The organism is Methylobacterium isbiliense (assembly GCF_022179325.1).
Lineage (GTDB): Bacteria > Pseudomonadota > Alphaproteobacteria > Rhizobiales > Beijerinckiaceae > Methylobacterium > Methylobacterium isbiliense.
Genome location: NZ_BPQQ01000067.1, coordinates 1 through 26,114, shown reverse-complemented (window position 1 = coordinate 26,114; position 26,114 = coordinate 1). Strand labels below are relative to the sequence as shown.

27 protein-coding genes and 1 pseudogene are annotated in these 26,114 nt (G+C 71.7%); 14 read left to right on the top strand and 14 right to left on the bottom strand.

What is annotated here, in order from left to right:
* Positions 1-202 precede the first annotated feature (202 nt).
* Entirely contained in the window at positions 203-1,054 is an 852-nt protein-coding gene (locus MFF61_RS25125; protein WP_238240376.1) for an IclR family transcriptional regulator, read from the top strand.
* 308 nt (positions 1,055-1,362) lie between these two features.
* Here MFF61_RS25125 and MFF61_RS34075 read toward each other — a convergent pair whose 3' ends face one another.
* From MFF61_RS34075 to MFF61_RS25105, 4 genes are all read right to left on the bottom strand, one after another.
* Entirely contained in the window at positions 1,363-1,752 is a 390-nt protein-coding gene (locus tag MFF61_RS34075; RefSeq protein ID WP_373324798.1) for a sigma factor, read from the bottom strand.
* Between the two features lie 7 nt (positions 1,753-1,759).
* Positions 1,760-2,920: a patatin-like phospholipase family protein gene (locus MFF61_RS25115; RefSeq protein ID WP_238240374.1), complete on the bottom strand. Its 1,161-nt coding sequence runs from the start codon at positions 2,918-2,920 to the stop codon at positions 1,760-1,762.
* A gap of 24 nt (positions 2,921-2,944) precedes the next feature.
* A complete protein-coding gene (locus MFF61_RS25110; protein ID WP_238240371.1) occupies positions 2,945-3,250 on the bottom strand; it encodes a hypothetical protein in 306 nt (101 codons plus the stop codon).
* A gap of 77 nt (positions 3,251-3,327) precedes the next feature.
* A complete protein-coding gene (locus MFF61_RS25105; RefSeq protein WP_238240369.1) occupies positions 3,328-4,182 on the bottom strand; it encodes an AraC family transcriptional regulator in 855 nt (284 codons plus the stop codon).
* Between the two features lie 392 nt (positions 4,183-4,574).
* Between MFF61_RS25105 and MFF61_RS25100 the strand changes: the two genes are divergently transcribed.
* Positions 4,575-5,489: a LysR family transcriptional regulator gene (locus MFF61_RS25100; RefSeq protein WP_238240368.1), complete on the top strand. Its 915-nt coding sequence runs from the start codon at positions 4,575-4,577 to the stop codon at positions 5,487-5,489.
* A gap of 4 nt (positions 5,490-5,493) precedes the next feature.
* Here MFF61_RS25100 and MFF61_RS25095 read toward each other — a convergent pair whose 3' ends face one another.
* Positions 5,494-6,153: a peroxiredoxin-like family protein gene (locus MFF61_RS25095; protein ID WP_238240367.1), complete on the bottom strand. Its 660-nt coding sequence runs from the start codon at positions 6,151-6,153 to the stop codon at positions 5,494-5,496.
* A gap of 301 nt (positions 6,154-6,454) precedes the next feature.
* Between MFF61_RS25095 and MFF61_RS25090 the strand changes: the two genes are divergently transcribed.
* Both MFF61_RS25090 and MFF61_RS25085 read left to right on the top strand, forming a co-directional pair.
* On the top strand, positions 6,455-6,919 hold the full coding sequence (locus MFF61_RS25090; RefSeq protein WP_238240366.1) for a cupin domain-containing protein: 465 nt from the start codon (positions 6,455-6,457) through the stop codon (positions 6,917-6,919).
* Between the two features lie 179 nt (positions 6,920-7,098).
* On the top strand, positions 7,099-8,340 hold the full coding sequence (locus MFF61_RS25085) for an MFS transporter (protein WP_238240365.1): 1,242 nt from the start codon (positions 7,099-7,101) through the stop codon (positions 8,338-8,340).
* On the opposite strand, the gene MFF61_RS25080 is transcribed toward MFF61_RS25085, so the two are convergent.
* From MFF61_RS25080 to MFF61_RS25070, 3 genes are read right to left on the bottom strand one after another with little or no spacing between them, the layout of a single operon-like run.
* Positions 8,312-9,244, bottom strand: a complete 933-nt coding sequence (locus tag MFF61_RS25080) for an EamA family transporter (protein WP_238240364.1) — start codon at positions 9,242-9,244, stop codon at positions 8,312-8,314. The genes MFF61_RS25085 and MFF61_RS25080 overlap by 29 nt on opposite strands.
* Positions 9,245-9,254: 10 nt before the next feature.
* The gene (locus tag MFF61_RS25075) at positions 9,255-9,926 is read right to left on the bottom strand and encodes a peroxiredoxin-like family protein (protein WP_238240363.1); all 672 of its coding nucleotides are present in this window, start codon (positions 9,924-9,926) and stop codon (positions 9,255-9,257) included.
* 29 nt (positions 9,927-9,955) lie between these two features.
* The gene (locus MFF61_RS25070; RefSeq protein ID WP_238240361.1) at positions 9,956-10,405 is read right to left on the bottom strand and encodes a carboxymuconolactone decarboxylase family protein; all 450 of its coding nucleotides are present in this window, start codon (positions 10,403-10,405) and stop codon (positions 9,956-9,958) included.
* A 223-nt stretch (positions 10,406-10,628) separates the two neighbouring features.
* Between MFF61_RS25070 and MFF61_RS25065 the strand changes: the two are divergent.
* Positions 10,629-10,760: pseudogene (locus MFF61_RS25065) on the top strand (helix-turn-helix domain-containing protein); the annotation flags it as partial.
* Positions 10,761-10,902: 142 nt separating this feature from the next.
* Entirely contained in the window at positions 10,903-11,544 is a 642-nt protein-coding gene (locus MFF61_RS25060) for a substrate binding domain-containing protein (protein WP_306423418.1), read from the top strand.
* A gap of 502 nt (positions 11,545-12,046) precedes the next feature.
* Here MFF61_RS25060 and selD read toward each other — a convergent pair.
* The 3 genes from selD to MFF61_RS25045 are packed head-to-tail and all read right to left on the bottom strand — an operon-like array spanning position 12,047 to position 15,016.
* On the bottom strand, positions 12,047-13,093 hold the full coding sequence (selD, locus tag MFF61_RS25055) for a selenide, water dikinase SelD (RefSeq protein WP_238240360.1): 1,047 nt from the start codon (positions 13,091-13,093) through the stop codon (positions 12,047-12,049).
* A 25-nt stretch (positions 13,094-13,118) separates the two neighbouring features.
* A complete protein-coding gene (locus tag MFF61_RS25050; RefSeq protein WP_238240359.1) occupies positions 13,119-13,946 on the bottom strand; it encodes a TIGR01459 family HAD-type hydrolase in 828 nt (275 codons plus the stop codon).
* Entirely contained in the window at positions 13,943-15,016 is a 1,074-nt protein-coding gene (locus MFF61_RS25045) for a radical SAM/SPASM domain-containing protein (RefSeq protein WP_238240358.1), read from the bottom strand. The genes MFF61_RS25050 and MFF61_RS25045 overlap by 4 nt, the downstream gene beginning before the upstream one ends.
* 94 nt (positions 15,017-15,110) lie before the next feature.
* On the opposite strand from MFF61_RS25045, the gene MFF61_RS25040 reads away from it, so the two are divergent.
* The 5 genes from MFF61_RS25040 to MFF61_RS25020 all read left to right on the top strand — a co-directional run bounded on the left by MFF61_RS25040 (position 15,111) and on the right by MFF61_RS25020 (position 19,826).
* Positions 15,111-15,941: a class I SAM-dependent methyltransferase gene (locus tag MFF61_RS25040; RefSeq protein ID WP_238240357.1), complete on the top strand. Its 831-nt coding sequence runs from the start codon at positions 15,111-15,113 to the stop codon at positions 15,939-15,941.
* A gap of 75 nt (positions 15,942-16,016) precedes the next feature.
* On the top strand, positions 16,017-16,907 hold the full coding sequence (locus tag MFF61_RS25035; RefSeq protein WP_238240356.1) for a putative selenate ABC transporter substrate-binding protein: 891 nt from the start codon (positions 16,017-16,019) through the stop codon (positions 16,905-16,907).
* 10 nt (positions 16,908-16,917) lie between these two features.
* Entirely contained in the window at positions 16,918-17,595 is a 678-nt protein-coding gene (locus tag MFF61_RS25030) for an ATP-binding cassette domain-containing protein (RefSeq protein ID WP_238240354.1), read from the top strand.
* Complete coding sequence (locus tag MFF61_RS25025; RefSeq protein ID WP_238240353.1) at positions 17,592-19,151, top strand: PhnE/PtxC family ABC transporter permease; 1,560 nt, start codon at positions 17,592-17,594, stop codon at positions 19,149-19,151. Before MFF61_RS25030 ends, MFF61_RS25025 begins: the two co-directional genes overlap by 4 nt.
* Positions 19,152-19,163: 12 nt before the next feature.
* Entirely contained in the window at positions 19,164-19,826 is a 663-nt protein-coding gene (locus MFF61_RS25020) for a DoxX family protein (protein ID WP_238240352.1), read from the top strand.
* A gap of 378 nt (positions 19,827-20,204) precedes the next feature.
* Here the strand turns inward: MFF61_RS25020 and MFF61_RS25015 are convergent, their stop codons facing one another.
* Complete coding sequence (locus MFF61_RS25015; protein ID WP_238240351.1) at positions 20,205-21,329, bottom strand: L-dopachrome tautomerase-related protein; 1,125 nt, start codon at positions 21,327-21,329, stop codon at positions 20,205-20,207.
* On the opposite strand from MFF61_RS25015, the gene MFF61_RS25010 reads away from it, so the two are divergent.
* The gene (locus MFF61_RS25010) at positions 21,316-21,483 is read left to right on the top strand and encodes a hypothetical protein (protein WP_238240350.1); all 168 of its coding nucleotides are present in this window, start codon (positions 21,316-21,318) and stop codon (positions 21,481-21,483) included. The two genes, MFF61_RS25015 and MFF61_RS25010, sit on opposite strands and share 14 nt — an antisense overlap.
* Positions 21,484-21,702: 219 nt before the next feature.
* Here the strand turns inward: MFF61_RS25010 and MFF61_RS25005 are convergent, their stop codons facing one another.
* Entirely contained in the window at positions 21,703-22,293 is a 591-nt protein-coding gene (locus tag MFF61_RS25005; protein WP_238240497.1) for a hypothetical protein, read from the bottom strand.
* 27 nt (positions 22,294-22,320) lie between these two features.
* A complete protein-coding gene (locus MFF61_RS25000; protein WP_238240349.1) occupies positions 22,321-23,496 on the bottom strand; it encodes a zinc-dependent alcohol dehydrogenase in 1,176 nt (391 codons plus the stop codon).
* Positions 23,497-23,917: 421 nt separating this feature from the next.
* Here MFF61_RS25000 and MFF61_RS24995 point away from each other — a divergent pair, with 421 nt between their 5' ends.
* Positions 23,918-25,015, top strand: a complete 1,098-nt coding sequence (locus MFF61_RS24995) for a two pore domain potassium channel family protein (RefSeq protein WP_373324797.1) — start codon at positions 23,918-23,920, stop codon at positions 25,013-25,015.
* Positions 25,016-25,082: 67 nt separating this feature from the next.
* Positions 25,083-25,892 (top strand): Crp/Fnr family transcriptional regulator, encoded by an 810-nt coding sequence (locus tag MFF61_RS24990; protein ID WP_238240346.1) that lies wholly within the window; start codon positions 25,083-25,085, stop codon positions 25,890-25,892.
* Positions 25,893-26,114 lie beyond the last annotated feature (222 nt).

The window sequence follows — 26,114 nt, the reverse complement described above, 5'->3', positions numbered from 1 at the left end:
CCGCGCCTCTCCCGCGAGAACGGGCGGCGCGTCACGACGGCCGTCTCTCGCGTTCGTTCCGAAACGTGCCCGTGCGGCCGGATCGGGTCAAGTAGCGAAATGCCGATCCGCATCGCGAAACATGTTGCCGAACCGGCCGGAGACCGGCAGGCTGCGGGACGGGCCGGACCTGACGCAACGGCCGGTTGACAAGGGGATCATCATGGCAGAAGCCCTCGTGCCGACGCGCGAGCCGCGCCGGACGGGCGCAACCGCACCGCAGGAGGCCGGGCTCCTCGATCTCGAAGACGGCGACCGGCAGTTCGTCACCGCGCTCGCCCGCGGGCTGCAGGTGCTGCGCGCCTTCCGGGATGCCTCCGAGATGCTGGGCAACCGGGAGATCGCCGCGCGCACGGGGCTGCCCAAGCCCACGGTATCGCGGCTCACCCACACGCTGCTCAGCCTCGGCTACCTCGTGCACGGGCAGGACGGGGAGCGCTACGGCCTCGGGCCGGCGGTGCTCGCCCTGTCGGCAGCGTTCCTGCGGCAGAACTCCTTCCCGCAGATGGCCAAGCCCTACCTGCAGGACCTCGCGACCGCCGTGCAGGCGCACGTGGCGCTCGGGCTCCTCGACGGGCTGCACTGCGTCTACGTCCAGCTCTGGCGCGGCAAGGGCCAGACCATCACCCTGTCGAGCGAGGTCGGCTTCCACCTGCCGCTCGCGTGCAGCGTCATGGGCATGGCGACGCTCGCCGGCATGGACGAGGAGCAGCGCGGGCCGCTGGTCGAGCGCCTGCGGCGCGAGAGCGGGGCCGAGTGGCCGGCGCTGGAGCGGACGATGCAGCGCTGCTTCGCCGAGGTCGCCGAGCACGGCTTCTGCGTCGGCGTCGGCATCTGGCGGCCCGAGATCAACGCCGTGGCGGCCCCGATCCACAGCCCCGGCGCGCGCGGCATCTTCTCGGTGAACGTGAGCGGCCCGGCCTTCCTGATGACCGAGGCGGTGCTGCGCCGGGACACCGGGCCGAAGCTGATGGAGACGATCGCCCGCATGCGCGCGCTCGGCATCGTCGACTGAGCAGACTCGCACGGGGCGCTTCTGCTGACGATCGGTCACCTTGTGGAGCAATGACGGACCGAAGGCGCCCCGAGGCGAGCCCGATGAGCGAGCCATCCTTGTCCGTGGGTTCGTTCCCTGGATTTCCGGGACGGCCAACCAGGCGACGGGCCGATCTGCTCGGGTCGGTGAGCGCCCCATACCCCATCCGCTTGATCCCTTCGGGATGGCGGATGCGGGCTTCGCTCAGTCGCGTGGAGCCTTGGGCTCCACCGCGCGGGCTTGCTGACACCGTCTCCGCTTTGATCAAGCGGAGACGGTGTCAGAGGTCAGCCGTCTGCCTCGACGGCGAAGACGTCCGTGCTCGCAGCCGTCCGCATCAGGTTGTCGAGAGCCGGATGGGCATGGATGTCCGCTCGCTGGCAGCGGGCCCTGCGCAGGTGATCGGCGGCGCGGTGCCGGGCGAGGGCGCGCAGCCACGGTAGGAAGGGACGAGCCGGATCGTAGGTGGCGCGCACGCGATGCAGCGTGAGGAGCGTCTCCTGCACGATGGCGTCCAACGCGGACGCGGCGACGCCCTGGAGCCGAGCCTCGGCCGCAATGATCGGCACGCAGTCGCGGAGCAGGATCCGATAGGCGCGGGCGTCCCCGCCCTGTGCGGCGGCCATGGCGGTCGCGAGGCGCGCCGCGATCTCGGTGCCGTCGGCCGTCTGCGTCACGGGCGCCTCACCACGTCACGGCGGCGTGGCCCGCATCGGCCTCATGCAGCACGAAGCCTTCGAGGGCGTCGACCTCGCGGGTCCAGGGCGCCTCGGCGAGCACGCGCCGCGCGTGCAGGTAGCCGGCCTCTTCCCGCATGCGGATCCCGGTCGGGCTGAAATCGATGTCGCGCAGGTGGTCCTCCGCCTCGAGCCGTGGGGCGAGCAGCCGCACCACATGCATGCGGGTCACGCAGCCGTAGGCGGAGAGCGCCTTGACCTCCGGATCGGCCGCGACGTCGCCGGGCAGGCGGCGGGCGAGTTCCGCGATCACGTGGCGCAGCCGGTGCATCTGCTTCTGGCGCGCGATGTGGCTGTGGGCGCGGCTCGCGTACTGAAGGTCCTTCTGGCGGTTGACGACCTCCCAGAGGGTGCGCGGCTCGGGGCCGGACGGGTTCCACATGTGGACCGCGAACACGATCCCGTCGCGCCGCGGATTGTCGTCGAACACCGCCTCGACGGGGGTGTTCGAGAGGATGCCGCCGTCCCAGTAGAGGTCGTCACCGATGCGCACCGGCGGGAAGGCCGGCGGCAGCGCCCCGGAAGCCATGACGTGGCGCAGGTCGAGGGTCTCGTCGCGGCTGTCGAAATAGCGCATCTGGCCCGTGCGCACGTTCGCCGCCCCGACCGTCAGGCGGCACGTGCCGCCATTGAGCCTGTCGAGGTCGACGAGGTCGGCCAGGGTCTCGCGCAGGGGCGCCGTCGAGTAGTAGCCGACCGATTCGGGGCCGAGTGGCCAGTGGGGGCTGGCGAGCGCGAAGGGGTTGGGCGCGAAGAAGCCCGCCACGCCCTGCATCAGCGTCGCCCAGTGCGCGGAGAGCGGACCGAGGCCGGGCCAGGCGGAGAGCCGGCCGCGCACCGCATCGTGCTCGACGCGGCGCCAGAAGGCGCAGAGACGCTCCAGGCGCCGCTCGGGCGGGTTGCCGGCGATCAGGCCGCCGTTGATCGCCCCGATGGAGGTGCCGATCACCCAGTCGGGCTCGATCCCGGCCTCGTGCAGGGCGCGGTAGACGCCGACCTGGTAGGCGCCGAGGGCGCCGCCGCCCTGGAGCACGAGGACCACCCGCCCATAGGCGCGAAGGTCCGGTCCCTCCCCTGCCGGTGCGTGCAGCGGATTCGTCAGGTCCATGGCGCCCTCCCTCGGCCGCACGGCTCAGCGGTTGAGCGGACCGCCCGCGCGCGATCCGGAGCCGTAGCGGCGCAGAGCGGGGTCGCGCCGCGCGACCGGCGCGGCGCCGCCGGGTCCGGTCGAGGACAGCCGGTTGTTGAGCGGGCCGCCGGCGTGGCTCCCGGAGCCGAGCCGCTTCGGGTCGGGCGCGGTCACGGGCTGCGGGCGGCCGCCGGTCGCGCTGATCCGGTCCCGGGCAGGCCCGCCCGATTGCTGGCCGCTGCCGGTGCTCTGGGCGAGGGCGGGACCCGCGAGGCAGAGCGCGAGCCCGGCGATGAGGATGCGGTTCATGGCGATCTCCGGCCCGCCGCCATCCGGCGGTACCCTCATCAGAGCACCGCGCGGGCTCCGCCAGAATTCGCGAGTGGCTATGGTTTCGATACCCGCTGCGCCGTGGGGGCGACCGCGTCCCGGTAGGCGGCGGGCGTGACTCCGACGATGGCGAGGAAGACCCGGGCGAAGTGGCTGCGGTCGACGAAGCCGCAGGCCGCGGCGGTCTGCTTGACGCTCAGGCCGCGGCCGAGGAGCGAGCGGGCCTGCACGACCCGGGCGTGCGCCTGGAAGGCGAAGGGCGTCAGCCCGGTCTCGGCCTTGAAAACCCGCAGGAGGTGGAAGCGGCTCATCCCGGCGGCCTGCGCCACCTCGGCGAGGCCGATATCCTGGGCGAGGTGATCGGTGATGAAGCGGCGCGTGCGCTCGACCGCCTGCGGTGCCCGGCGCATCGGCGGGATCTCCGGGCGCTCGGCGCCCTGGGCCACCACGATCTGCGCCAGCGCGACGCGCAGGCGCGCCTCCCGGCCGAGGCGGGAGGCGGGCCCCTCCGCGCCGGCGAGCGCCCGCAGGAGCATGGCGGCGAGCGCGGGATGCGGCACCACCATGTCTGGGAAGAACGGCGGAGCGCTCCGGCCGAGTTCGGCCGCGATGCCGGCCATGAGCGAGACCGAGGGATAGAGGCAGCGGTATCCCCAGACCCCGGCGCGCGGAGGCGCGCCGGTATGGACCTCGCCGGGATTGATGAGGCGCAGCGACCCTGCCGGCGAGACGTGGCGGCCGCCGCGCGCCTCGAAGATCTCGGCCCCCTGCTCCGTGGCGCCGATGACGTAGGTGTCGTGGAAATGCGGGCGGAAGCGGCGGTGCCTGAACTCCGCGCGCAGCGCATGCGTGCCGTCGAGGATGTCGAGGAGGCGGTAGGACGCCCGGTCACCGGCCGGGAGTTCGGTCATGGTCTTCCCCTCTATCCGGCCGAGCGACCGGACGCAGTGCATTCAGGAGGAAATCGCCCGCGCTGGCGGAATCGTAACAGGGGTGCGGGCGAGGACAGGGCCGATGGGCCTCCTCGACCGATGTCCAGACCGGCCGGGACGTTGCCGTAAGGGAACGGCGCCACGCCTCGCGAGAGGTACGGGATTGCGGAAGTGCGGTGCTCCGCTCGCCTTCATCCGGTCGATCGATTACGGTTCCGCCGATCGGGCGCACGATGACGATCGCGGCGGGTCGGCTGACCGGCCGCACGAACGCGGGCAGGCGGCCCCTCGGCGACGCGACGGGATCGCGTGCGACGTCGAGGGCGACCGCGCCTGGCGGCGACCGGACCCGAACGGGGTGGGGTGACCGCATGGAGATGCACCAGGTCCGCTACTTCCTCGCGGTGGCCGAGCACCTGAATTTCACCCGCGCGGCCGAGCGTCTGCACGTGGCGCAACCTTCCCTCACCCGCGCGATCCAGAAGCTGGAGGACGAGCTCGGCGGCCCGCTCTTTCGCCGCGAGCGTGTCCACACGCACCTGACCGAGCTCGGCCGCCTGATGCGGCCCCACCTGCAGGCCGCCCTGGAGGCGGCCGAGACGGCCAAGCGCCAAGCGCAGAGCTTCCGCAAGCGCGAGACCGGGCAGCTCACCATCGGGGCCTGCTCCTCCATCGCGGCCGAGACGGGCGCGCCGCTCCTCGCCGGCGTCTCGGCGGAGATCGCCGGGCTGACCCTGCAGGTCGAGATCGGCCCGGCGAACCTCGTCGAGGATTGGCTGATCGCCGGCGACGTCGACGCGGCCCTGCTCGCGCCGCTCGACGGGGTTGCGGTCGTGCGCCACGAGCGCTTCGACCTGCGGCGGATCGCCGAGGACCTGTTCTGCGTGGCCTTCGCTCCCGGACACCGGTTCGAGGCGCTGACCGAGGTCGTGCTGGAAAACCTCGACGGGGAGCCGCTCATCGTGCGGCTCGGCTGCCGCCACGAGGAGGCGATCGCCGCCGCCATGGACGCGCGGGGCATCAACCGGGTGGCGCGCCATTCGAGCGGCGACGAGCGCTGGCTGGCGAGTCTCGTCCGGCAGGGCCTCGGCTGCATCCTGTGGCCGGAGAGCATCACCCGCGCCCGGTCGCTGCCGTTCCGCCCCCTTGCCGATCTGCCGCTGCGCCACCGGGTCGCCCTCACGACGGTGGCGGGCCGCCGCCACTCGCCGGCGCTCGCCGCGCTGGTGCGGCAGGCGGACGTGGCAGGCCGGCGAAGGCCGTCCGACGCCGCGCGCGTCGCCTGACCGATCAGCCGGTCAAAGCACGGAGCGCGGCGAGGATGTCCTGCGGGTCGAGGCGCCGCGTGAAGTCCGGATCCGTGTGGGCCAGCGCGATCGTGCCGTCCCGGCGGATCAGGTAGGTCGCGGGGATCGGCAGCAGCCACGCGTCGGTGCCGTAGACGTGCGAGAGGTCGACGCCGAGGGCGAGCAGCGCCTCGCGCAGAATGTCGGGCATACGGAAGATGAGCCCGTATTGCAGCCCGACGCCGTTCATCGGGTCCTTCAGCACGGTGAGGCCCGGGACGCCGCGGCTGCGCGCGAGCAGGGTCTCGGAGGAGCCCTGCGGCGAAACCATCACGAGGCTCGCGCCCGCCGCAGCGAGATCCGGCAAGGCCGCGATCAGGGCGTCCATCTCGATGCGGCAGAACGAGCACCACTCGCCGCGGAAGAAGCTGAGCACGACCGGCCCCGCCTGCAGCCGCTCGGCCAGCGAGACGATCGCCCCGTCCGGATCGGGCAGGGCGAAATCGGGGGCGCGGTCACCGGCCAGCTTGGCGCGCGTCGCCATGCCGCTGCGCCGCAGGTGGGCGATCGCCGCCTCCATGCTCGCCCGATAGGCGCCATCGAGTTGGCCCAGCCGAGTGCCGAGGCGTGCCCGCAGCGGCGTGACCGTTCCGGTCTCCTGCATCCCGGCCTCCCGATCGTCGCCCGCGGTCTCGCGCGGTCTTATCGTCCAGTCCGCTAGAGCAGAACACGTCGGGATCCGAGCGGATCCGGTCGCGTCATGGCGCTCTCCCTCGTCTTTGCGGCGGCGCCCGCTCGTCCGGCCCCGAACAACCGCGATGCTACGGCGGCCGGTACGATGATTCCCATAGCGATTGCCTATGGAGACGAGACCGCATCGGCATTTCACGCCGGCAGGGGGGCCCGCCATCGTTCGTGCATGACAGCCGTGTGGGACGGCTGCATCGCGCTCACGGAGACCGACGATGCGCAAGGACTGGATCTTCCTCCCGCTGCTGCTGGGCCTGCTCGCGGCCGGGCCCGCCTCGGCCGGCGAGTGTCCCGCCGGCCAGGGCCGCTCCGGTGGCGCAGGGACCGGGCCGAGCGCGCCCGTGGGCGTCACCGACACGGTGCTCGGTGCCCTCGACCTCGCCAAGGAGAGCAACGTCGCCGCGCCGGACCGCAGCTTCCGCCTGCGCCGGCTGGTCGTCCAGCCCGGCGGGGTCGTGCCCTTCCACAGCCACGAGAACCGTCCCGCCCTGATCTACGTCGTGCAGGGCACGATCATGGAGCACGCCACGACCTGCGCGGTGCCGATCGTCCATCGCGCCGGCGAGGTCGCACGCGAGACGAAGGCGGTCGCCCACTGGTGGAAGAACGAGTCGAAGAAGCCCGTGATCCTGATCTCCGCCGACCTCTTCCCGGAGAAGGAGGATCCGCACGCGATGTGATGCCGACGGCCCGGGATGCTGACGCGTCGGGCCGTTGCGACGTCGCGATGCCAAATCGAAGATCTGGCGAACAACCGAAAACCGAACCGGCGGTCATCGGCAATGACCGCCGGCACGAGCCTGCGCCGTGCGGGGCGGCCCGGGTCCTGCCCGGCGCCCTTCCGAGAAGGATCCCCGCCATGACCACCTCCCCCGCCCTCGGCCCAGCCGCGCGGCCCGCCGGCCTGTCGCCGCAGCGCGTCCGCACCCTCCTGATCGGGCTGATCGCCTTCCTGACGCTGGCCGACCTCTTCGCCGCCCAGGCGATCCTGCCGGCCCTGGCGCGGGCCTACGCGGTCACCCCCGCCGCGATGGGCTTCGCCGTGAACGCGAGCACGCTCGGCATGGCGGCCGCGAGCCTCGGCGTGGCCCTGGCGGGACGCTACCTCGACCGCAGGCGGGGCATCGTGGCGAGCCTCGTCCTCCTGACGCTGCCGACCGCCCTCCTGTCCGTCGCGCCCGACCTGACCGCCTTCACGCTGCTGCGCGTGGCGCAGGGCGTGTGCATGGCGAGCGCCTTCACGCTCACGCTCGCCTATCTCGGCGAACATTGCGGCCCCTCCGTCGCCGCGAGCGCCTTCGCGGCCTACGTCACCGGCAACGTCGCCTCGAACCTCGTGGGACGCCTGCTGGCCGCGGGCGCGGCCGACCAGCTGGGGCTCGGCCCCACCTTCCTGGTGCTGGCGGGCCTCAACCTCGCGGGCGCCGGGCTGGTCGCGGTCGGGCTCACCCACGCCACGGCGCTCGTTCCCATGCCGCTCGAGCGGCGCGCGGCCCTCACGACGCTCAAACGGCACCTCGTCAACGGCCGGGTGCGCGCAGCCCTCGCGGTCGGGTTCTGCATCCTCTTCGCCTTCATCGGCGCGTTCACCTTCGTGAACTTCGTGCTGGCACGGGCGCCCTTCGGCCTCGACCAGGGGGCGCTCGGCCTCGTCTACCTCGTCTTCCTGCCCGCGATGGCGACGACGCCGCTCGCGGGCCGGATCGTGCCGCGGCTCGGGGCCCGCCGGTCCCTCTGGCTCGGCCTCGGCGTGGCGGCGGCGGGGCTGCCGCTGCTGCTGGTGCCGTCCCTGGCGCCCGTCCTCGCCGGCCTCACGCTCGTCGCGGCCGGCACCTTCTTCGCGCAGGCCGTGGCGACCAGCTTCGTGGGGCAGGCCGCCGACGGCGACCGCGGCGCCGCGAGCGGCCTCTACCTCGCCGCCTATTTCGGCGGCGGCCTCCTCGGCAGCCTCGTCCTCGGCGCCGCCTTCGACCGCCTCGGCTGGCCGGCCTGCGTGGCGGTCATTGGCGCGGCGCTCGCCGCAGCGGCGCTCTGCGGCGCCCGCTTCGATGGGCGCGACGGCGCCGGGCGCGTCACCGCGGCCCGCCCCGCCCCCGCGTGACGGCGAGCACCAGCCCGGCGGTGGCGAGGACGAGGCCTGCGACCTGGGGAATGCCCGGAACCTCGCCGGCGACCGGGATGCCGATCAGCACCGCCGTTGCCGGCACGAGGGCCGGGAACAGGGCGGCCCGCCCCGCGCCGAGTTCGCGCACCGCCACCGCGAAGGCCGCCACCGCGACGGCGCCCGCGAGGACGCCCTGCACGAACGCCTGCATGGCCAGTGCACCCGGCGGCAGCGCCGTGAGTCGCTCCGGGCCGACGGCGATCAAGTAGACCGGCACGACGACCGCGCCCGAGATCGCGTTCACCACCGCCGCCCCGGCGAGCGGGTCGATGCGCCAGCGCCGCAGCAGCAGCGTGAAGACGAGCCAGAGCCCGCCTGCCGCCGCGAAGAGCAGGTCGCCGATCCACGCGCCCGCTTCCCCCGCGGTGAGCGCCGCACCGCCCACGAGCAGCACGCCAGCGATCACGGCCCCCGCCCCGAGCGCCTTGCGGGCCGTCATCGCCTCGCCGAGGAGCAGCGTCCCCAGGATCAGCCCGCCGACCGCGACGGTCGCCGGTTGCACCACGGCGCCGTGCGACAGCGGCGCAAACGCGAAGCCCGTGCTGCCGACGAGGATGAAGAGCGGCCCCGCGGCCAGCGCCAGGGCGAGGGAGCGCTTCAGACCGATCGCCCGCACCTGCGGCCAGCGCCAGACCAGGAGGGGCGCGGTGAGCACGGCCGCCACCCCGAAGCGGAGGATCAGGAAATCGGGGCCGGCGAGGCCGGACTTCACGCCGGCTCGCATGAGAGCGAGGTAGCCGCCCCAGCTCAGGGCGGCCACGAGGCCGCCGAGGAGGCCGGCCAGGGTCGGGTCGAGGGCGAGCCGCGCGGCCCGCCCGCGCGCGAGGAGGAGCGTCGTCATGGCGGCCTCCTCACGCGGCCCGCGCCGCCGCGAGGCGGCGGAGCGCGGCCAGGGCCTCGCCCGGATCGAGGCGGCGGCGGTAATCGGCCTCCACATGCGCGAGAGCGATGCGCCCGCCCCGCGCCACCACGTAGGTCGCCGGCACGGGCAGGGACCAGTCGCCGCCCCCATGCCGCGCCGGCAGGTCGTGGCCGAAGCGCGCGTAGAGCGCCCGGATCTCCGGCGAGAGGACGAAGCGGATGCCGAGCGCCTCGGCGAGCCGCCCTCCCTCGTCCGAGAGGACCGGGAAGGCGAGCGCGTTCGTCTGCGCCGTGTCGAGGCCGTGATCGGGCGCCTCCGGGCTCACCGCGACGAGCCGCGCGCCCAAGCCTGCGATCTCGGCCAGCGCCGCCTGGTAGGCGCGCAGTGCGAGGTTGCAGTAGGGGCACCAGCCGCCGCGGTAGATCGTGACGACGAGGGGAGTCGCGTCGGCGAGCGCGCCGAGATCGACGGGGCGGCCGCGCGCGTCCGGCAGGACGACCCGCGGGAAGGCGTCGCCGGGCCGCAGCGCCCGGGCGAGGTGCGGGCCCGCCGCGAGCGCGGCGTTGTCCGCCTCGATGGTGCGGGCGATGGCGGGGCCGACGCGCTCGGCCCAGGACACCCGGAACTGGTCGAGAGTGTCCTGCAGGGAGAGGCTGGTCATCGAACGGTCTCCGGGGCTCGCGTGCGGGATCAGGCGCCGGCCGCGCGGCGGTGCGGCGCCGTCCAGGCGGTGGCGGCCATGAAGGTATCGTTCGGCGTGTGGGTGATGTGGTTGGTGTAGTTGGAGATCGTCTTGGTCGCGACGGCCAGCACCACCTCCAGCACCTGGGCGCGGGAAAAACCTGTCTCGAAGAAGGCGGCGAGATCCTCCTCTCCCACCCGGCCGCGCTCGCGCACGACCGTCTCGGCGAAGCGGCGAAGGGCCTCGTGACGCGGATCGGCCAGCGGCTGGCTCTCCCGCAGGGCCTCGATCGCGTCGGCGGGCAGGCCGGCGTTCCGGGCGAGCACCGAATGGCCGGCGGTGCAGTACTCGCAGGCGTTGAACACGTTGATCGCCAGATAGACGACCTGCTGCTCGGCGGCGGTGAACGACGACTGGCCGAACAGCGAGAACAGCGCGTCGTAGGCCTGCAGCGTCACCGGGCTCTCGGCGAGGGTGCGGTGCAGGTTCGGAACGAAGCCCCACGCCGTCTCGATGGCGGAGAGCTGCGCCTTGGCGGCTGCGGGGGGCGGTGTCGGTCGTGTGCAGGGCGAAGATGCGCATCGGTCTCTCTTCGGTTGCGCGTGGCGGTGCCCTGGAGATCGCGCATTCCGATGCGCCGCGGTACGCTGCGCCTGGACCTAGGATTTATGCTGGAATGGAATGATGGACCGGATCGAGGCGATGCGCGTGTTCCTGCGGGTGGCCGAGACGGGGTCGTTCTCGGTGGTGGCGCGGGAGCGCGGGACGCAGCAGCCCACCATCTCCAAGCAGGTGGCGGGCCTGGAGCGGGGGCTCGGCGTCCGTCTCCTGCAGCGCACGACCCGCACCCTGTCCCTGACCGAGGAGGGCCGAGCCTTCGTGGCGCGCGCGGCCGCGGCCCTCGACGCCTTCGACGAGGCGCAGGCCTGCGTGGGGCCGGGCCGGGAGGCGCCGCCTGCTGCGGATCTCCTGCCCGGTCGCCTTCGGACGCCTCCACGTCGCGCCGCGGCTGCGACGCCTGCTCGACCAGCATCCCGACCTGCGGATCGAACTCCTGATGAGCGACGGCTTCGCCAACCTCGTCGAGCAGGGGATTGACCTCGCGATCCGGGTCGGCGCCCTGCCGGACGCGAGCTTGGTGGCGCGCCGGATCGGCCTGACGCGGCGCGTGACGGTGGGCGCGCCCGACTACCTCGCGCGCCGCGGGGTGCCGGAGACGCCCGCCGACCTCGCGCGGCACGAGTGCATCGTCTATTCGCGGCTTGCGACCGGCAGCGAGTGGCACTTCGCAGGCCGCGACGGGGCGATGGCGGTGCGCGTGTCGGGACGCGTGATGGCGGACAATTCCGAGGCCGTGCGCGAGGCGGTCCTGGCCGGCTGCGGCATCGCGGTGACGCCGACATGGCTGTTCCGCGACGAGTTGCGCGACGGATCGGCCGTGGTGGTCCTGAAGGCCTACGAGCCGGTGCCGTTGCCGATCCAGGCCGTGCACCCCTCGCGCCGCTACGTCCCGGCGAAGGTGCGGGCCGCGATCGCCTTCTTCGCCCAGGAATTCCGGATCGACCCGGTTCTCAGCGATTACGGCGCGGACGCGTGAGCATCCGGCCGCGCCCGGCCGGGCGAGTGCCCGATCCCGCCTCGCTCCGCCCTGGCGGGCCGCAGGGACCGGCAGGCTCGCTGCACACCGGACCGTAACGGCCCGGGCGGCCGCGGCGAAGCCAGTACGAGATCGGGCGGCGCGTCACGCCGTCCGATGCGGAGGACGCCATGCAACGCTTCAGGATCACGCTGGCGATCGCAGGGGTCCTGCTTTTCGCCAGATCCGGGGCCGCGGCCCCGGACCCTGCCCGGTTCGGAGAGCCCCCGGCGCGATTGCGGCAGGAGAGCGTCCCGCGCGCGCCACACAGGCCGGACCGGAGCGTCGACGGAAAGGTCGGGACCGAGAGCGATCAGCGTCCCCGACGCGGCGACGGGTCGATCGGGTGGTGGGGCGTCGACCGCGGCATGTGAGGTCGATTTGCGGCCCACCTCGGGAGCGGGCTCGCCTCTGCGAGAACGCTCCCGTTCTGCCGGACGTGCCCCTCACCCCGCCAGGTCCGTCAGACGATGCGAATCCGAGCGGACCCGGCCTCCGTGCGTCCGATCACGCTCGCCTGATCGAAGCCGGCCTCGCGGATCCGGGCCAGGGCGGCGGTGGCCGCCGCGGGGGCGCAGGCCACGAGCAGGCCGCCCGAGGTCTGCGGATCGGTGAGCAGGTGACGGCGCCACGCGGGACAGCCCTCCGGGAGGTCGACCGCCTCGCCGAAGGCGGCCCAGTTGCGGTGCGACGCACCCGTGACGAACCCGTCCCGGGCGAGCGCTTCGGCCGCGGGCAGGAGCGGCAGGGCATCCGCCTCGATCACCACGGTGAGGCCGGCGCCGCGGGCGAGTTCCAGGCCGTGGCCGAGGATGCCGAAGCCGGTCACGTCGGTGATCGCGTGGACCGCGGGGTCCTGCGCGAGGTCGGCCCCGACCCGGTTGAGCCGCGTCGTCGTGGCGATGAAGTCGGCGTATCCACCCTCCGGCAGGCCCTCGCGCTTGATCGCCGCCGAGTAGACGCCGACCCCGAGCGGCTTCGTCAGGATCAGGGCATCGCCGGGCTTGGCGTCGGCGTTGCGGCGCACCTCCTCGCGGCGGCAGGTACCGATGACGGCAAGGCCGTAGATCGGCTCCGGCGTGTCGATCGAGTGGCCGCCCGCGACCGGGATGCCGGCCTCGGCGCAGATGCTCGCGCCGCCCTTGAGGATCGCGGCGACCATCTCCGGCGCGATCCTGCCGACGGGCATGCCCAGGATGGCGAGCGCCATGATCGGCCGGCCCCCCATCGCGTAGACGTCCGAGATCGCGTTCGTCGCGGCGATGCGCCCGAAATCGTGCGGATCGTCCACCATCGGGGTGAAGAAGTCGGTGGTGGCGATGACGCAGGTACCGTCGTCGAGCGCCCAGACGGCGGCGTCGTCCGCGGTCTCGTTGCCGACCAGCAGCCGCTCGAACGGTCCCGCGACGGGCTGATCGGCGAGCAGCGTGCGCAGCACGGCCGGATCGAGCTTGCAGCCGCAGCCGCCGCCATGGGCCAGCGTGCTGAGGCGGACGGGGGCGTCGGACATGGGGCTCCTCCTGTGGGTTGGATCGCTACCAGACGAGGGCGGACAGGCGGTAGCGGCGGCCGGTGCCCGCCAGGTCGGGCAGGTCGCCCGTCGGCGGGGCCAGCAGGGCGGCGGAGAAGCCGGCGGCCAGGGCCCCGCCCGCGTCGAGGGCGGGCGTGTCGCCGATCCCCAGGATGCGCGCCGGGTCAAACATGCGTCCGGTGGCCCTGCGCACCGCCGCCAGGGCCGCGGCGTAGATCGCCGGACCGGGCTTGCCGGTCTCGACCACGCATCCGCCGAGGTGCCGGTAGCGCTGCGCCACGAGGCCGGCGAAGCGCAGCACGCGGCCGCCGACGACGAGGCTGGTGTCCGGATTGGTGCAGAGCATGAGCGCACCCCGCCGCACGGCGCGAACGAGAATCTCGTCGAGTTCGGCGTCGTCCTCGGGATAGCCGGTGCAGACGATCGGCGCCGCGGCCGAGCCGCCGAGCGTGATCCCGAGCCCGTCGAACAGCACGCGGTCCCGCTCCGGCCCGATGTGAACGGCCTCGACCGGCCCCCGCGCCGCGCCGGGCTCCGGGACGACGGCACGCTCCCGCAGCGCGTCGCGGGTGACGTCCGCGGCGCTGACGAGCGCGTCGAAAACTCCCCGAATGCCCCTGGCGGCCAGCGTCGCGCAGAGATGCGCCCGCGGCTCGGCGGCGTTCGAGACCAGCACGACCGCCCCTCCGCCACGGCGGAAGCACGCCAGCGCGTCGAGCGCCGGGGCGAAGCTGCGCTCGGCGTCGTGCAGCGTGCCGAACACGTCGCAGAGGAGAAGATCGACATCGCCCGCGATCTCGGAGAGCCCGGCGATGGGCCGGAACGCCGTCATGGCGGGTCCTGCGCCGAGTCCTGCGCCGGATCCTGCACCAAGTCCCGAGCCTGGACGATGGTGGTGCAGGCGCTCTCGAGCTTCGGCAGGTCGCGGGCCGGTGCCATCGTGACGGCGAGTCGCCGGTCGTCGCCGCGCACCACGGGACAATAGGGATCGACCTCGTGAAGCCGCTGCAGCAGGCGCCGCCGCCCGGCGCAGCCGCCGTGGCAGGCGGCCTCGTGGGCGCAGCCGCGGCAGGGCTCCGGCAGGGCGCGGGCGGCCACGAAGGGCTCGGTCTCGGTGATTGCCGGCCCCGCCGCGATCAGCACGTCGAGCCCCTGGCCCGGTCCACCCCAGTAGACGCAGGGCTGCACGGTGCCCCGCGGGGTCACCCGCACGGTGCCCGCGCCGCAGCCGCCGCGGCGGGGCGGCAGGCCGGCCATCGCCCGCACCAGCGGTTCGCCGATGGCGATCGCCTGCGTGTGGGCGAAGAGCGTGGCGAACCCCTCCCAGTACTCCTCGTAGGTCAACGCGAAGGCGTCGCTGCGCACCGCCTGGTAGACGTTGATCCGCAGGGGCGCCCCGAAGCGGGCGGCCACCGCCGCGATCTCATGCAGGCGGTCGTAGTTCGTGCGCATCATCACGGCGATGAAGGTGACCCCGACGCCGAGGCGGCGGCAGCGCGCGGCCTGCTCCATCACGAGGTCCCAGTTGCCCGGCCCGCGCTGCGCGTCCTGCTCCTCTGGCGTCGGATAGTCGATCGAGAACTCGACATCCGCGAAGGCCCGCACCTGCGCGTCGTCGCTCACCGCGATGGAATGCCCGTTCGACGTGATGGTGAGCTTGATCGGCTCGGCCCGGAGCAGGGCGACCATCTCGGGGAAGCGCGGATGCATGCCGTTCTCGCCGGTGCCGAGATTGACCGAGCGGACGGGCAGCCGGTCGAGCACGGCGCGGATCTGATCCGGTCCGAGGCGATCCACGCGGGTCGGGTCGCGATAGCAGAAGCTGCAGGCGAGGTTGCACTCGTTGGTCAGCCCGAGCCCCAGCGAGAAGCTGCGCTCCGTGCCCGTGACGCTGCTCGCCATCCCGCTGATCCCCCCGATCCGGACGCAAAGCGTCGCAGTCGACACCGGACAGGTGCCCTGTACCATCGCGGTATTCGCACGGGGAGGCGGCGCGGTGACACCCGACGCGACAGCGGAGGCGCAACCGGACCAGCGGGCCGGCCTCTGGAGCGCGCATGTCGCCGCCTACGAGGCCGTGTTCGAGCCGCTGACGAACCGGTTCGCCGAGGAGGCGCTGCGCGCGCTCGCCCTGCATCCCGGCGCGCGCTGCCTCGACGTGGCGGCCGGCTGCGGCGGCGCCGCGCTGATGGCCGCCCGGGCCGGCGCGCAGGTGCTGGCGGTCGATGCGGCCGAGGGCATGGCCGGCCGCATCCAGGCGCGGGCCGGGGACCTGCCGGTCTCGGTGGCGGTGATGGATGCCGCGCGCCTCGCGCTCGCGGACGGCGCCTTCGACGCGGCGCTCTCGGTCTTCGGCATCATCCTGTGCGCGGATGCGCAGGCCGCCCTGCGGGCGATGGTGCGCAGCCTCGCGCCCGGCGGGCAGGTCGCCGTCGTGACCTGGACCGAGCCGCAGAACTACGCCCTGATCGTCCGCCTGCTCGCGGCCGTGACGGCCGTGCGCGGGCCGCAACCGCCGCCGCCCACCGCCCCGGCGCAGCTGCGCTTCGCGGAGGAAGCCGTCTTCCGCGCCCTGCTCGCCTCGGCAGGGCTCTCCCGGATCGCCGTCTCGCGGCTGGAGGCCGATCTCGTGGCGCCCTCGGCGTCCTGGCTCGCCGCGCGGCTCGCCTTCGCGCCGGGGCTCGCGGCCCTGCTCGCGGCGCAAGGCGGGGCACGGGAGGCGGTGCTCGCCCGCTTCGTCGCGGATCTGGAGAGGGACCAGGGCACCGGTTCCGTGCGGCTCGGGGCGGTGGCCTTCCTCGGTACGGGCCGCCGGGACGGCGCATGAAGCCCGCGTAGCGCCGGCCGGTAACCGGGGCCGCAGGCGCGCGAATACCATCCGAGGGCCTACGGAGGGAGAGACATGCGCGCTTGGTTTCGTGGATTCGCGGTGCTGGCCGCTGTCTGGAGCCTCGTGGGCGCGGCCACGGCGCAGACCGCCCCGCGGGAGCCGGCGAGGCCCTTCGTCTTCACGGGCATCCCCGACCAGGACGAGAGCCGCCTCGTGGAGCGCTTCGGGCGGGTCGCGGCCTATCTCGAGGGCAAGCTCGGCGTGCCGGTGCGCTACATCCCGGTGAAGAACTATCCGGCGGCCGTCACCGCCTTCACCAACGGGCAGGTGCAGCTCGCGTGGTTCGGCGGCTTCACCGGCGTGCAGGCCCGCAAGGCGGTGCCGGGCTCCCAGGCCATCGCGCAGGGGGCCGAGGACGCGGCCTTCAAGACCTACTTCATCGCCAATGCGGCGACCGGACTCGCCAGGGCCGCGGATTTTCCCAAGGTGATCGCCGGCAAAACCTTCACCTTCGGCTCACGCGCCTCGACCTCCGGCCGGCTGATGCCCGAGCACTTCATCCGCCAGGCCTTCCCCGGCAAGACGCCCGAGGAGGTCTTCGCGCGGGTCGGCTTCTCGGGCGACCACAGCCGCACCATCCAGCTCGTCCAGTCCGGCGCCTTCGAGGTCGGCGCCGTCGACTACACGGTCTGGGACCTCGACACCAAGGCCGGCAAGGTCGACCCCAAGACCGTCTCGGTGATCTGGGAGAGCCCGGCCTACCCGGACTACCAGTGGACGGTGCGCGGCGACCTCGATGCCGTCTACGGGACGGGCTTCACCGAGCGGCTCAAGGCCGCTCTCGTCGGCATCACCGACCCGGCGATCCTCGAACCCTTCGGGCGCTCGAAGTTCATCCCCGTGACCAGCGAGGCCTATGTGCCGCTGATCGAGGTCGGCCGGTCCACCGGCCTCCTCGACTGACGCCGGACTGATGCCCGCCGCGGCCATCCAGCTCGCGAACGCCTCGGCCGCCTATGACGGGCGGCCGGTCCTGCAGGGCATCGACCTGACGGTGCAGCCGGGCGAGCGCGTCGCGCTGATGGGCCGCTCGGGCGTCGGCAAGTCGACGCTGATCGGACTGATCCACGCCCAGGCCCCGGAGCGCGTCGCGCTGGTGCCGCAGGCCGCCGCGCTGGTGCGCACGCTCTCCGTCTTCCACAACGTCTACATGGGCCGTCTCGACCGGAACCGGACGGCACACAATCTGCGCAATCTCGTCTGGCCCGCCCGGGCCGACCTCGACGCGGTCGCCGCCGTGCTCGCCCGCGTCGGCCTCTCCGACAAGCTGCGCGAGAAGGCGGGCGCGCTCTCGGGCGGGCAGCAGCAGCGCGTCTCGGTGGCCCGCGCCCTCTACAACGGCCGGCCGATCCTCCTCGCCGACGAGCCGGTCTCGGCCCTCGACCGGGTGCAGGGCGGCCTCGTCCTCGCCGAACTCGCGCGCACGCACGAAACCCTGGTGATGGCCCTCCACGACGTCCCGCTGGCGCTCGCCCATGCCAGCCGCATCGTGATGATCGCGGAGGGGCGCATCGTCCTCGACGCGCCGGCCGCGCGCCTCGATGCGGCGCGCCTGCGCGGCTACTACGCGGACGCGGAGTCGCTGGCGTGAGGTCCCGGGGCCTCACGCCAGCGGCGGGCTACGCCGCAGTCAGCCGCTGGATCGCGGCGCTCGGCCTCGCGGCGCTCCTCGCCGCCGATCTCCACGTGACCAGCCTGCATCCCTGGGCGGATCTGCAGCGCCTGCTCGGCGGCCTCGTGCGGCCGGACTTCCTGGCGGTCGAGGCCGCCAGCATCCTCTACACGGTGGCCTTCGCGGTGCTCGGCGTCGGGCTCGGTGCGGGGGCCGGCTTCCTGCTGGCGATTCCGTTCGCCCGGTTCCGCTCGGTCCGGATCGCCTGCGCGCTCCTGCGCGCCGTGCACGAACTGTTCTGGGCGCTCCTCCTGATGCAGGTCTTCGGCCTCTCGGCGACCACGGGCATCCTCGCCATCGCCCTGCCCTACGCCGGCATCTGCGCCAAGGTCTATGCCGAGATCATCGAGGAGGCCGACCTCGCAGCCCTGAGGGCGCTGCCCGCCGGCACCGGCACGGTGTCGGCCTTCGCCTATGCGCGCCTGCCGGAGGTCGCGGGCGCGATCCGCGCCTACACCTTCTACCGGCTCGAATGCGGGCTGCGTTCGACGCTGGTGCTCGGCTTCATCGGCCTGCCGACCATGGGCTTCTACCTCGAATCCGCCTTCCGGCAGGGGCGCTACGGCGAGGCGGGAGCGTGGCTCCTGGCCTTCTACGCGCTCATCGGCACCCGCCGGCTCTGGGTGCGGGGCTGGACCCTGCCGCTTCTCGCCGCCGGCTCAGTGCTGGTGCTGCCCGCGACCGTGGGGGCGGTCGAGATCGGGGCCAGCCTCGCCCGCTTTCTCGGACACGACATCGTGCCGGCTCCCTTGCGCGGCGCGGCGCTCCTCGCTCCCGAGAGCTGGCCTGCGACCGGAGCGGCCCTGTGGGCGTGGTTCCGGCCGATCCTCACCGGCCAGATCCTGCCGGGCGCCGTGCAGACCCTGGTTCTGGCGCAGATCGCGCTCGTCGCCACCGCGGTCGGGGCGCTGCTGCTGTTCCCGCTGACCTCGCGGCGCTTCACGGGACCGCTGGGGCGGCCGCTCGGCCGCGTCCTGCTCGTGACCCTGCGCTCGACGCCCGAGTACATGCTGGCCTATGTGGCGCTGCAGCTCCTCGGTCCCTCGATGCTGCCGGCGATCCTGGCGCTGTCCATCCACAATGCGGGCATCATCGGCTACCTGCTGGGGCGCCACGCCGACGGGCTGAGCTATCGCCCCGATGCCCCGCGCGGACTCAACCTCTACGCCTACGAGACGGTGCCGCGGCTCTACGGCCAGTTCCTGGCCTACCTGCTCTACCGCTGGGAGATCATCCTGCGCGAGAGCGCGATCTTCGGGATTCTCGGCGTCGCCACGCTGGGCTTCTACGTGGACGCGGCGATCGCGGAACTGCGCCTGGACGTGGCGGCGGTGCTGATCCTCGCGACCGCGCTGCTCGCGATCGCGGTCGACGCCCTGTCGCGGGCCCTGCGGCGGAGCCTGCGCATCGCCGACCTGCCGGTCCGCCTCGCCGGGCCGCATGCGAGGCCCGCCCCCGAACCCCTCACCGCCTGAGCGAGCCGAGCCATGCGCACCGATCCCGTCACCGACATCCTGGGCTTCCTGCTCGCGTCGCACGGCGACCAAGCGGCCCTGGGCCCCTGGCGCTGGGTGATGATGGGGCTGCTGGCCCTCCTTCTCCTCGGCGGCCTCGCCGTGGCGGTCCGCGAATGGGCGATCGATCCCGCCCAACGCACGGGCCGCGACCTCGGCCTCTTCGCCGCGCGCGTCCTCGTCGGGCTGATGTGGTTCCAGAACCTGTTCTGGAAGCTGCCGCTCTTCTCCACCGGGAACGGGCTCTACTACTGGACCGGCCAGGAGGTGGGGAATGCCGCCTTCGCGGTCCATGGCCGATTGATCGAGACGCTCGTCCTGCCGACGCCGAACTTCCACGTCGTGAACGTCGCGGTCTTCCTGGTGGAGCTGACCTTCGCCGCCTCGCTGATCCTTGGGCTCGGCGTACGCCTCGTCGGGCTGGTCGGCGTGCTGTTCGTGGCCCAGCTCTGGCTCGGGCTCTACAAGCACCCGCAGGAATGGCCCTGGAGCTACGTGTTCCTGATGCTCCTGATGGGGCTGTTCGCCCTGCTCGGGGCCGGCCGCAGCCTCGGCCTCGACGGGATGCTGCGCCGCTCCCATCCGCCGCACCTGACCTACGGGGCGGCCGGTGTCCTCGTCAGGACCGCCACCTGATCCCACCGGCCCAGGATGCTGCCGCATCGATCTCGATCCCGGGCAAGCTCGGGATCGACGGGGCTGCCCGGCGGCACCGGCCGGGCGTCGCATGCCGGCCGCACCGAGCGGAGCGCGACCATTGTCGGTGATCGCACTGCGCACGGTCGCCTCAGAGCCGCGCACCACGTCCGCCTCCGGGTCGGTTCGCCCCTCCACCGCGATCGCTGTCGCGCATCCGCGAACAGGCTGGAATGCCGTTGGGTCCGTGGCTCGCGGTGAAGCTCCGGTCGGCGGCAACCCCCTGGTCCACACAGTCCGTTCCAGCTTCCTTGGGATGAGACCAGTGCGACGGACAGAACGTCGAACGCCGCGCGAACCGCTGTCTGCCGATATCGCCTACGGCCGGGAAGGCGCTTTTCCACCTTCACCTGACGGCCGCGCGCCCGTCGCCTCGATGCGCCACAACTGCGTCGCAAGGCGCGGGCCGGCCTCGGGCCGGAACCAGCTCATGTCCTGGATGCGGGAACTGGTGACATAGATGGTCCCGTCGGGCCCTTCCGAGAACGTATCGGGCCAGCGCAGCCGCTTATCCTGTACGAGAGTGCTGACGCGATCCCCATCGCGGACCTTCACGGCATCCTGTTCGATCGCGCTCAGATAAAGCCGGCCGCGCCCGTCGATCCAAAGACCGTCCGTCGGTTCGGTTTCGGCGGCACGCTCCACATGGGCTTCGAGGTCCCTCGCAGACAGACGCGGGTTCTCCAAGGCATCCGTTGGAATGCGATAGAGGGTTCGGCCGGTCAGGGCTTTCCAATAGAGCGTGCGTCCATCGGGAGAGAGCGCGATGCTGTCGGCGGCAAACTCGACGCCCCGCCCGTCGGGCCGGCGCAACTCATGCCCATCGGTCCTCACCACCACATCCTTCTCCGGTTGGGTGCTCGGATGGCCGTCAAGGACACGTCGCGCCTTGCCATTCTGGAGATCCACGACAACGAGAGCACCCTTGGCCCCGGCATCTGACAGATAGGCATGCCGCCCATCGGGGGAAAACCGGACATCGTTCAGGTAGCTGCCCTGAGGTGCGATCGTCTCGTCGAAGCGGATCACCTGCGCAACCTTGTTCGTCTTCAGGTCGATGCCGACGAGCTTGGGCCCGCCCTGCACAACAGGTGCTGTGGCCGGCGCTGCCGGATCGACGATCCAGAGATTGCCTTTTGAATCGGCCACGACGCTCTGAACGCAGACAAAATGATCCCCGGCCGACATCTGGTTCTTCTTGGCATTACGCCAGGAATTCCACTCGTCATCAGGGTAAGGTTTGATCCGGCCGTCGCGTGTCACCTCGGCAACCGAGATCGGTGCATCCTCGGTCCAGCGCGGGAAATTGACGAAGATGCGCCCATCCTTCGAAACGGTCACTCCGGTCACTTGATGCTCAAAGCTGGCGACCTGCTGCAGCTGCGCTGCTCCCTGAGATGGTGCTGCACTGTGTTGCGCGAGGGATGTGGTGGCCAGGAGCATTCCTATCATCAAGGGAACCGTCATGCGCCCGGACATATGTACCTCCATCGCACGGCAGACCGGCGATATTTTCCTCATGAACGAAGAGATGACGGTTATTCTGCTCGATGCGGCCTTTGGCTCGATGGGGCGCAGCGTTTGCCCGGCTCTATGAGCGCTGGACCTCCATCCTCGCTTCATCTCCAGCTCGTCTGGCCCCGGCTGATCCTCTCGATCAGCCGGGGCCCGATCCAACGCTGGTCGGTCGGGCCGACACTGAGTAGCCTCACGCGCTGGGCGGCTCGTGGAGGCCTGCGCTCTACGCAGGGCGCCACGTCCACGGGCATGCGAGCCGCTCCGGCAGACTCAAGGTCCCGACCTGGACCGAGCTGCCTCAGACAGCGGAGGTACGCTGCGAGACCGCAGCGAGCGGTGGGGCGTGCCGCAGGTCGGGCGGCGTCTTGAAGTCCCGCGCCGCGCCGCGGGATGCCTTGACGCCGCGCGGAAAACCACTGCGGTTCCGGTAGGATCGCTTCCGTCCCGCACTGCGGCTGTGCCGCACCGTGGTCGCCTGGGCGTCGATCAGGTCGACGGCCGTGATGCCGAGCAGCAGGGCCAGAGCGATGACGACATTGTCGCGCTTCGGGTTGTCTCGCCGAAGCGCCGTCAGCACGGTTGCAATGTCGAGGCCGTCGCCGGCGACGCGGCTCCAGAGCCCGAGCTTCTTGTCGGCCGACAGCGAGAGGATGCCGCTGCCGATCTCGCGGGCTCCGTAGACGCGCACCAGGGCCTCCTTGCCCTCCATTCCGAGCGCACGCGTGATGCGCCCGGGCGCCAGGAGTTCGGTCAGACCCAGCCCGAGGCTGAACCAGCCGAGCCCTCGCGCGACGCTGTCCGGCACGCCGCGCGAACTCGGCCCGGAGTGAAGGACCTTCGGATCGCCCTCGGATCGCGCGATGCGCGAAAGGTTCGCGATGCTTGACATGTTCGTCATGGTCTCTCCCGCGAAGTGTCAGGGTTTGAGAACGACCTTGATGCAGCTGTCCTGCTTGTCCCGGAACATCCGGTACATCTCCGGTCCCTTGTCGAGCGGGACCTCGTGCGTGATGACGAAGGAGGGGTCGATCTGCTCCTCTTCGATCCGGCGCAAGAGATCGGCGGTCCAGCGCTGAACGTGGGTCTGGCCCATGCGGAACGTCAGGCCCTTGTTCATCGCCGCGCCCATCGGGATCTTGTCGATCAAACCGCCGTAGACGCCCGGGATCGAGATCAGGCCCCCCGGTCGGCACACATAGATCATCTCACGCAGCACATGCGGCCGATCGCTCTCGGCCATGACAATCTGCTTGGCCCGGTCGTAGATCGTATCCGGCATGGAGGGCGTGACGTGGCTTTCCATGCCGATGCAGTCGATGCATTTCTCGGGACCCTCACCCCCGGTCAACTCGTTCAGCCGCTCGACGACGTTCTCTTCGTCGAAGTTGATCGTGATGGCGCCACCCGCCTCGGCCATCTCCAACCGCTCCGGCAGGTGATCGATGGCGACGACCTGTTCGGCGCCCAGGAGGACGGCCGAGCGGATCGTCATCTGGCCGACCGGCCCGCAACCCCAGATCGCCACGGTGTCGGTGGGCTGGATGTCAGCCTGGACGGCCGCCTGCCAGCCGGTCGGGAAAATGTCAGAGAGGAAGAGCAGCTTCTCGTCAGGAATACCGTCAGGCACCTTCTGGACCGTCGCATCGGCGAACGGCACGCGCAGGTACTCGGCCTGGCCGCCCGGGTAGCCGCCGGTGAGGTGGGTGTAGCCGAACAGGCCCGCGGTGGTGTGCCCGAAGACCTTGTCGGCGAGGTGCTTCTTGCGGTTGCTTCTCTGACAGACGGAAAAGTAGCCGCGCTTGCACTGGTCGCACTCGCCGCAGACGATGGTGAAGGGCACCACGACCCGATCGCCCTTCTTCAGCTTTCCATTGAGCCCGCGCCCGGTCTCGACGACTTCGCCCATGGTCTCGTGGCCCATGACATCGCCGGGGAGCATGGCGGGAATGAAGTTGTGAAACAGGTGCAGGTCCGAGCCGCAGATCGCGCAACTCGTGACTTTGACGATCACGTCGCGACCGTCTTCGATCTCCGGATCGGTGACGGTGTCACAGCGAATATCTTCCTTCCCATGCCAAACCAGGGCTCGCATCGCCTTCTTCTCCCATCGGCTGAGGTGCGAGAGCCGGCGTCGACGCCGTGCGGCCCTGTCGGGCTTGAGCCCTCGCGGGGATGGTGGTCGGGACTGCAACGAGCCGAACCGGGACGAGCGACGCCCAGTTCCTGCGGACGACTCCCTAGGAAACCTCCGATGCGGGCCGCTTTCACGGCGACCGAGGCTGTGCTCGACCGCCGGTGCCCCGAGCTGAAAATCGCCTTCTGGACCGCCGTGGCTCCGTTCGATCGGCGGGACGACTCACCCGGCTTGCGGACGGAAGCGGCATCACGATCGAGCCTGGACGTTCGACCGCCGGGATCGCCCTAGGGATGCATCGCAGGAACCGAGACGGCAGCGGCCGGTTCGCCACGGGAGCGGCGCCTGCGGCGCACAGGGCCTCGCGGCGGGCTGTCCCATGCTATCCGTCCTCGAACGCGCGTCAGGCGCCCTCGTGATGGGGATCGTCCTCGTCGACGTCTTCCTCACCATCCTGTATGCCCGCATCGGCACCGGGCTGATCGCCGAGCGTGCCGCGCATCTCGCCTGGATCGCCTTTCGCCGCACCGCCGAGGCGGCCGGCAGGCGACGCGCGATCGTGTTGTCATTCTGCGGCCCGGCTATCCTCCTTCTCTACGTCCTGCTCTGGGCCGGCGGCCTGACGCTCGGCGCCGGGCTCATCATCCATCCCGGTCTCGGCACGGGCGTGCAGGCGGGCAACGGCCCAACCCCCACGGATTTCCTCACCGCGCTCTATGCCGGGGGCAGCAGCATGGCGATCGTCGGCGCCAGCGACTTCAAGCCCATGACCGATGCCTACCGCGCCGTTTATCTGGCGAATTCGCTGATCGGAATGTCAGTGACGTCGCTGGTCTTGACCTACATCATGCAGGTCTACGGCGCCCTGCGGCAGCGCAATGCGCTCGGGCTGCAATTCCATGTCCTCTCGGGGGAGACCTCGGACGCGGGTGAGTTGCTGGCAAGGCTCGGACCCCGCGGGCAGTTCAGCGCCGGCTACAGCCATCTTGTCACGCTCGGCGAAGCGATGGCCGCCATGAAGGAGACCCATCATTTCTACCCGGTGCTGTTCTACTTCCGGTTCCAGCAGCCTTACTATTCGGTCTCGGCGCAGGCCCACCTCGCGCTCGATACGGCATCGTTGATCCGCAGCACGCTCGCGGGCGAGGAGACGGCGTGGCTGAAGCAGGCCGCCGCGGTCGAGGCACTCTGGCGCGTGGCCCAGATGCTGGTCGTCACGCTTGAAACGGCGTTCCTGCCAAACCATCCGCCGGAGGCAGAGGCGGGCGATCCCCACGAGCGACAGCGGTGGCGCGCCCATTGGGAGAGGGCAGCGTCCCGGCTTGCCGAGGCAGGCATCGCGGTCGCACGAGACGAGACGGCCGCGCAGGCCTACCTCGACTTGCGCGCGCGATGGTGGCCGCACATCGCGCGGCTTGCTCCCGCGATGGCCTACCGGAGCAAGGACATCGAAGCGCGCGGACCGGAGGGCTCCTAAGGGACGGGCCGGATGTACTCGCCCCGCGGCGGTGAGTGAGAAGGGGCGTCATCCTGGAGGAGCCCCGATGGAGACCCCAGTCCCAATCGCCGTGATGGAGTCGGCCGTCTCCGGAGGCGCGCGCGTACCACCTCGTTTGGCTCCGACGCCGGAAGGGGACCGGCCCGCCTGTGCGCTGGCTCGCAAGCTCGATGGCTTTGCCCCGCTCACGGAGCAGGATCGAACGGCGCTCGTGGACCTGATCGGCCATGTCCGACCGGTCGAGCGGCACGCCGTTCTCGTGGAGCAGGACAGCGTGCCCGACCACGCGCTCATCGTCTTCGCCGGGTTCGCGAGCCGCTACAAGCGCCGCGTGTCCGGCCGCCGCCAGATCGTCGCCTATCTGGTCCCCGGCGATCTATGCGACCGCGGCGCTCTCCACGGCCACCCGCTCCACCACACGCTCGAGACCCTCACGCCCTGTCACATCGCCAAGGTTCCGCGCGCGGCGTACCTCGACCTGCTCGGCCGGCACCCTCGCATCGCGCTCGCGCTGCAGCGCGCCAGATTCGTCGAAGAGGCGACGGCGCGCGAGTGGGTGGTCAATCTCGGCATGCGCTCGGGTGTCGAGCGCATGGCGCATCTCCTGTGCGAGCTGATGGAGCGCCTCGGATCGATCGGCCAGGTGACGGATGGTCAGTATGATCTGCCGCTGACGCAGTTGGACCTCGCCGACACGCTCGGACTATCGAGCGTGCACGTGAACCGGGTGCTGCAAGTTCTGCGGCGTGACGGGTTGATCTCGCTGCAAGGACGCTGTCTGCACATCCTCGCGCCGCGGCGGCTGCGCCAACTCGCGGAGTTCGAGGTCGCGTATCTCAAGGCCGGGTACCTCTAAGCAGACTTGCGTTGGCAAGCCAACGCTTCGTCCGCTTAGGTTCTTGTTTCTTCGCGGATTTTATCGCAAAACCGGCGACCACTTTTGCGAAATCTGCTTAGCGTTCGCTGGCTGTCACGGGAGCGTAGCGGCCCGCCTCCCTCGCAGGCGCCGGGCTGCGCGCCCTAGGCGCCGGGATCGGTCGGGTGCACGCCGGCCGCAGTCGCGATCAGCACCGCCTCC

Excerpts from the sequence above, each read along its gene's own strand:
- MFF61_RS25125 (WP_238240376.1), top strand. The coding sequence starts at position 203 with ATGGCAGAAGCCCTCGTGCCGACGCGCGAGCCGCGCCGGACGGGCGCA.
- MFF61_RS25115 (WP_238240374.1), bottom strand. The coding sequence starts at position 2,920 with ATGGACCTGACGAATCCGCTGCACGCACCGGCAGGGGAGGGACCGGAC.
- MFF61_RS25110 (WP_238240371.1), bottom strand. The coding sequence starts at position 3,250 with ATGAACCGCATCCTCATCGCCGGGCTCGCGCTCTGCCTCGCGGGTCCC.
- MFF61_RS25105 (WP_238240369.1), bottom strand. The coding sequence starts at position 4,182 with ATGACCGAACTCCCGGCCGGTGACCGGGCGTCCTACCGCCTCCTCGAC.
- MFF61_RS25100 (WP_238240368.1), top strand. The coding sequence starts at position 4,575 with ATGGAGATGCACCAGGTCCGCTACTTCCTCGCGGTGGCCGAGCACCTG.
- MFF61_RS25095 (WP_238240367.1), bottom strand. The coding sequence starts at position 6,153 with ATGCAGGAGACCGGAACGGTCACGCCGCTGCGGGCACGCCTCGGCACT.
- MFF61_RS25090 (WP_238240366.1), top strand. The coding sequence starts at position 6,455 with ATGCGCAAGGACTGGATCTTCCTCCCGCTGCTGCTGGGCCTGCTCGCG.
- MFF61_RS25085 (WP_238240365.1), top strand. The coding sequence starts at position 7,099 with ATGACCACCTCCCCCGCCCTCGGCCCAGCCGCGCGGCCCGCCGGCCTG.
- MFF61_RS25080 (WP_238240364.1), bottom strand. The coding sequence starts at position 9,244 with ATGACGACGCTCCTCCTCGCGCGCGGGCGGGCCGCGCGGCTCGCCCTC.
- MFF61_RS25075 (WP_238240363.1), bottom strand. The coding sequence starts at position 9,926 with ATGACCAGCCTCTCCCTGCAGGACACTCTCGACCAGTTCCGGGTGTCC.
- selD (WP_238240360.1), bottom strand. The coding sequence starts at position 13,093 with ATGTCCGACGCCCCCGTCCGCCTCAGCACGCTGGCCCATGGCGGCGGC.
- MFF61_RS25050 (WP_238240359.1), bottom strand. The coding sequence starts at position 13,946 with ATGACGGCGTTCCGGCCCATCGCCGGGCTCTCCGAGATCGCGGGCGAT.
- MFF61_RS25045 (WP_238240358.1), bottom strand. The coding sequence starts at position 15,016 with ATGGCGAGCAGCGTCACGGGCACGGAGCGCAGCTTCTCGCTGGGGCTC.
- MFF61_RS25035 (WP_238240356.1), top strand. The coding sequence starts at position 16,017 with ATGCGCGCTTGGTTTCGTGGATTCGCGGTGCTGGCCGCTGTCTGGAGC.
- MFF61_RS25030 (WP_238240354.1), top strand. The coding sequence starts at position 16,918 with ATGCCCGCCGCGGCCATCCAGCTCGCGAACGCCTCGGCCGCCTATGAC.
- MFF61_RS25020 (WP_238240352.1), top strand. The coding sequence starts at position 19,164 with ATGCGCACCGATCCCGTCACCGACATCCTGGGCTTCCTGCTCGCGTCG.
- MFF61_RS25015 (WP_238240351.1), bottom strand. The coding sequence starts at position 21,329 with ATGCTCCTGGCCACCACATCCCTCGCGCAACACAGTGCAGCACCATCT.
- MFF61_RS25005 (WP_238240497.1), bottom strand. The coding sequence starts at position 22,293 with ATGTCAAGCATCGCGAACCTTTCGCGCATCGCGCGATCCGAGGGCGAT.
- MFF61_RS25000 (WP_238240349.1), bottom strand. The coding sequence starts at position 23,496 with ATGCGAGCCCTGGTTTGGCATGGGAAGGAAGATATTCGCTGTGACACC.
- MFF61_RS24995 (WP_373324797.1), top strand. The coding sequence starts at position 23,918 with ATGCTATCCGTCCTCGAACGCGCGTCAGGCGCCCTCGTGATGGGGATC.
- MFF61_RS24990 (WP_238240346.1), top strand. The coding sequence starts at position 25,083 with ATGGAGACCCCAGTCCCAATCGCCGTGATGGAGTCGGCCGTCTCCGGA.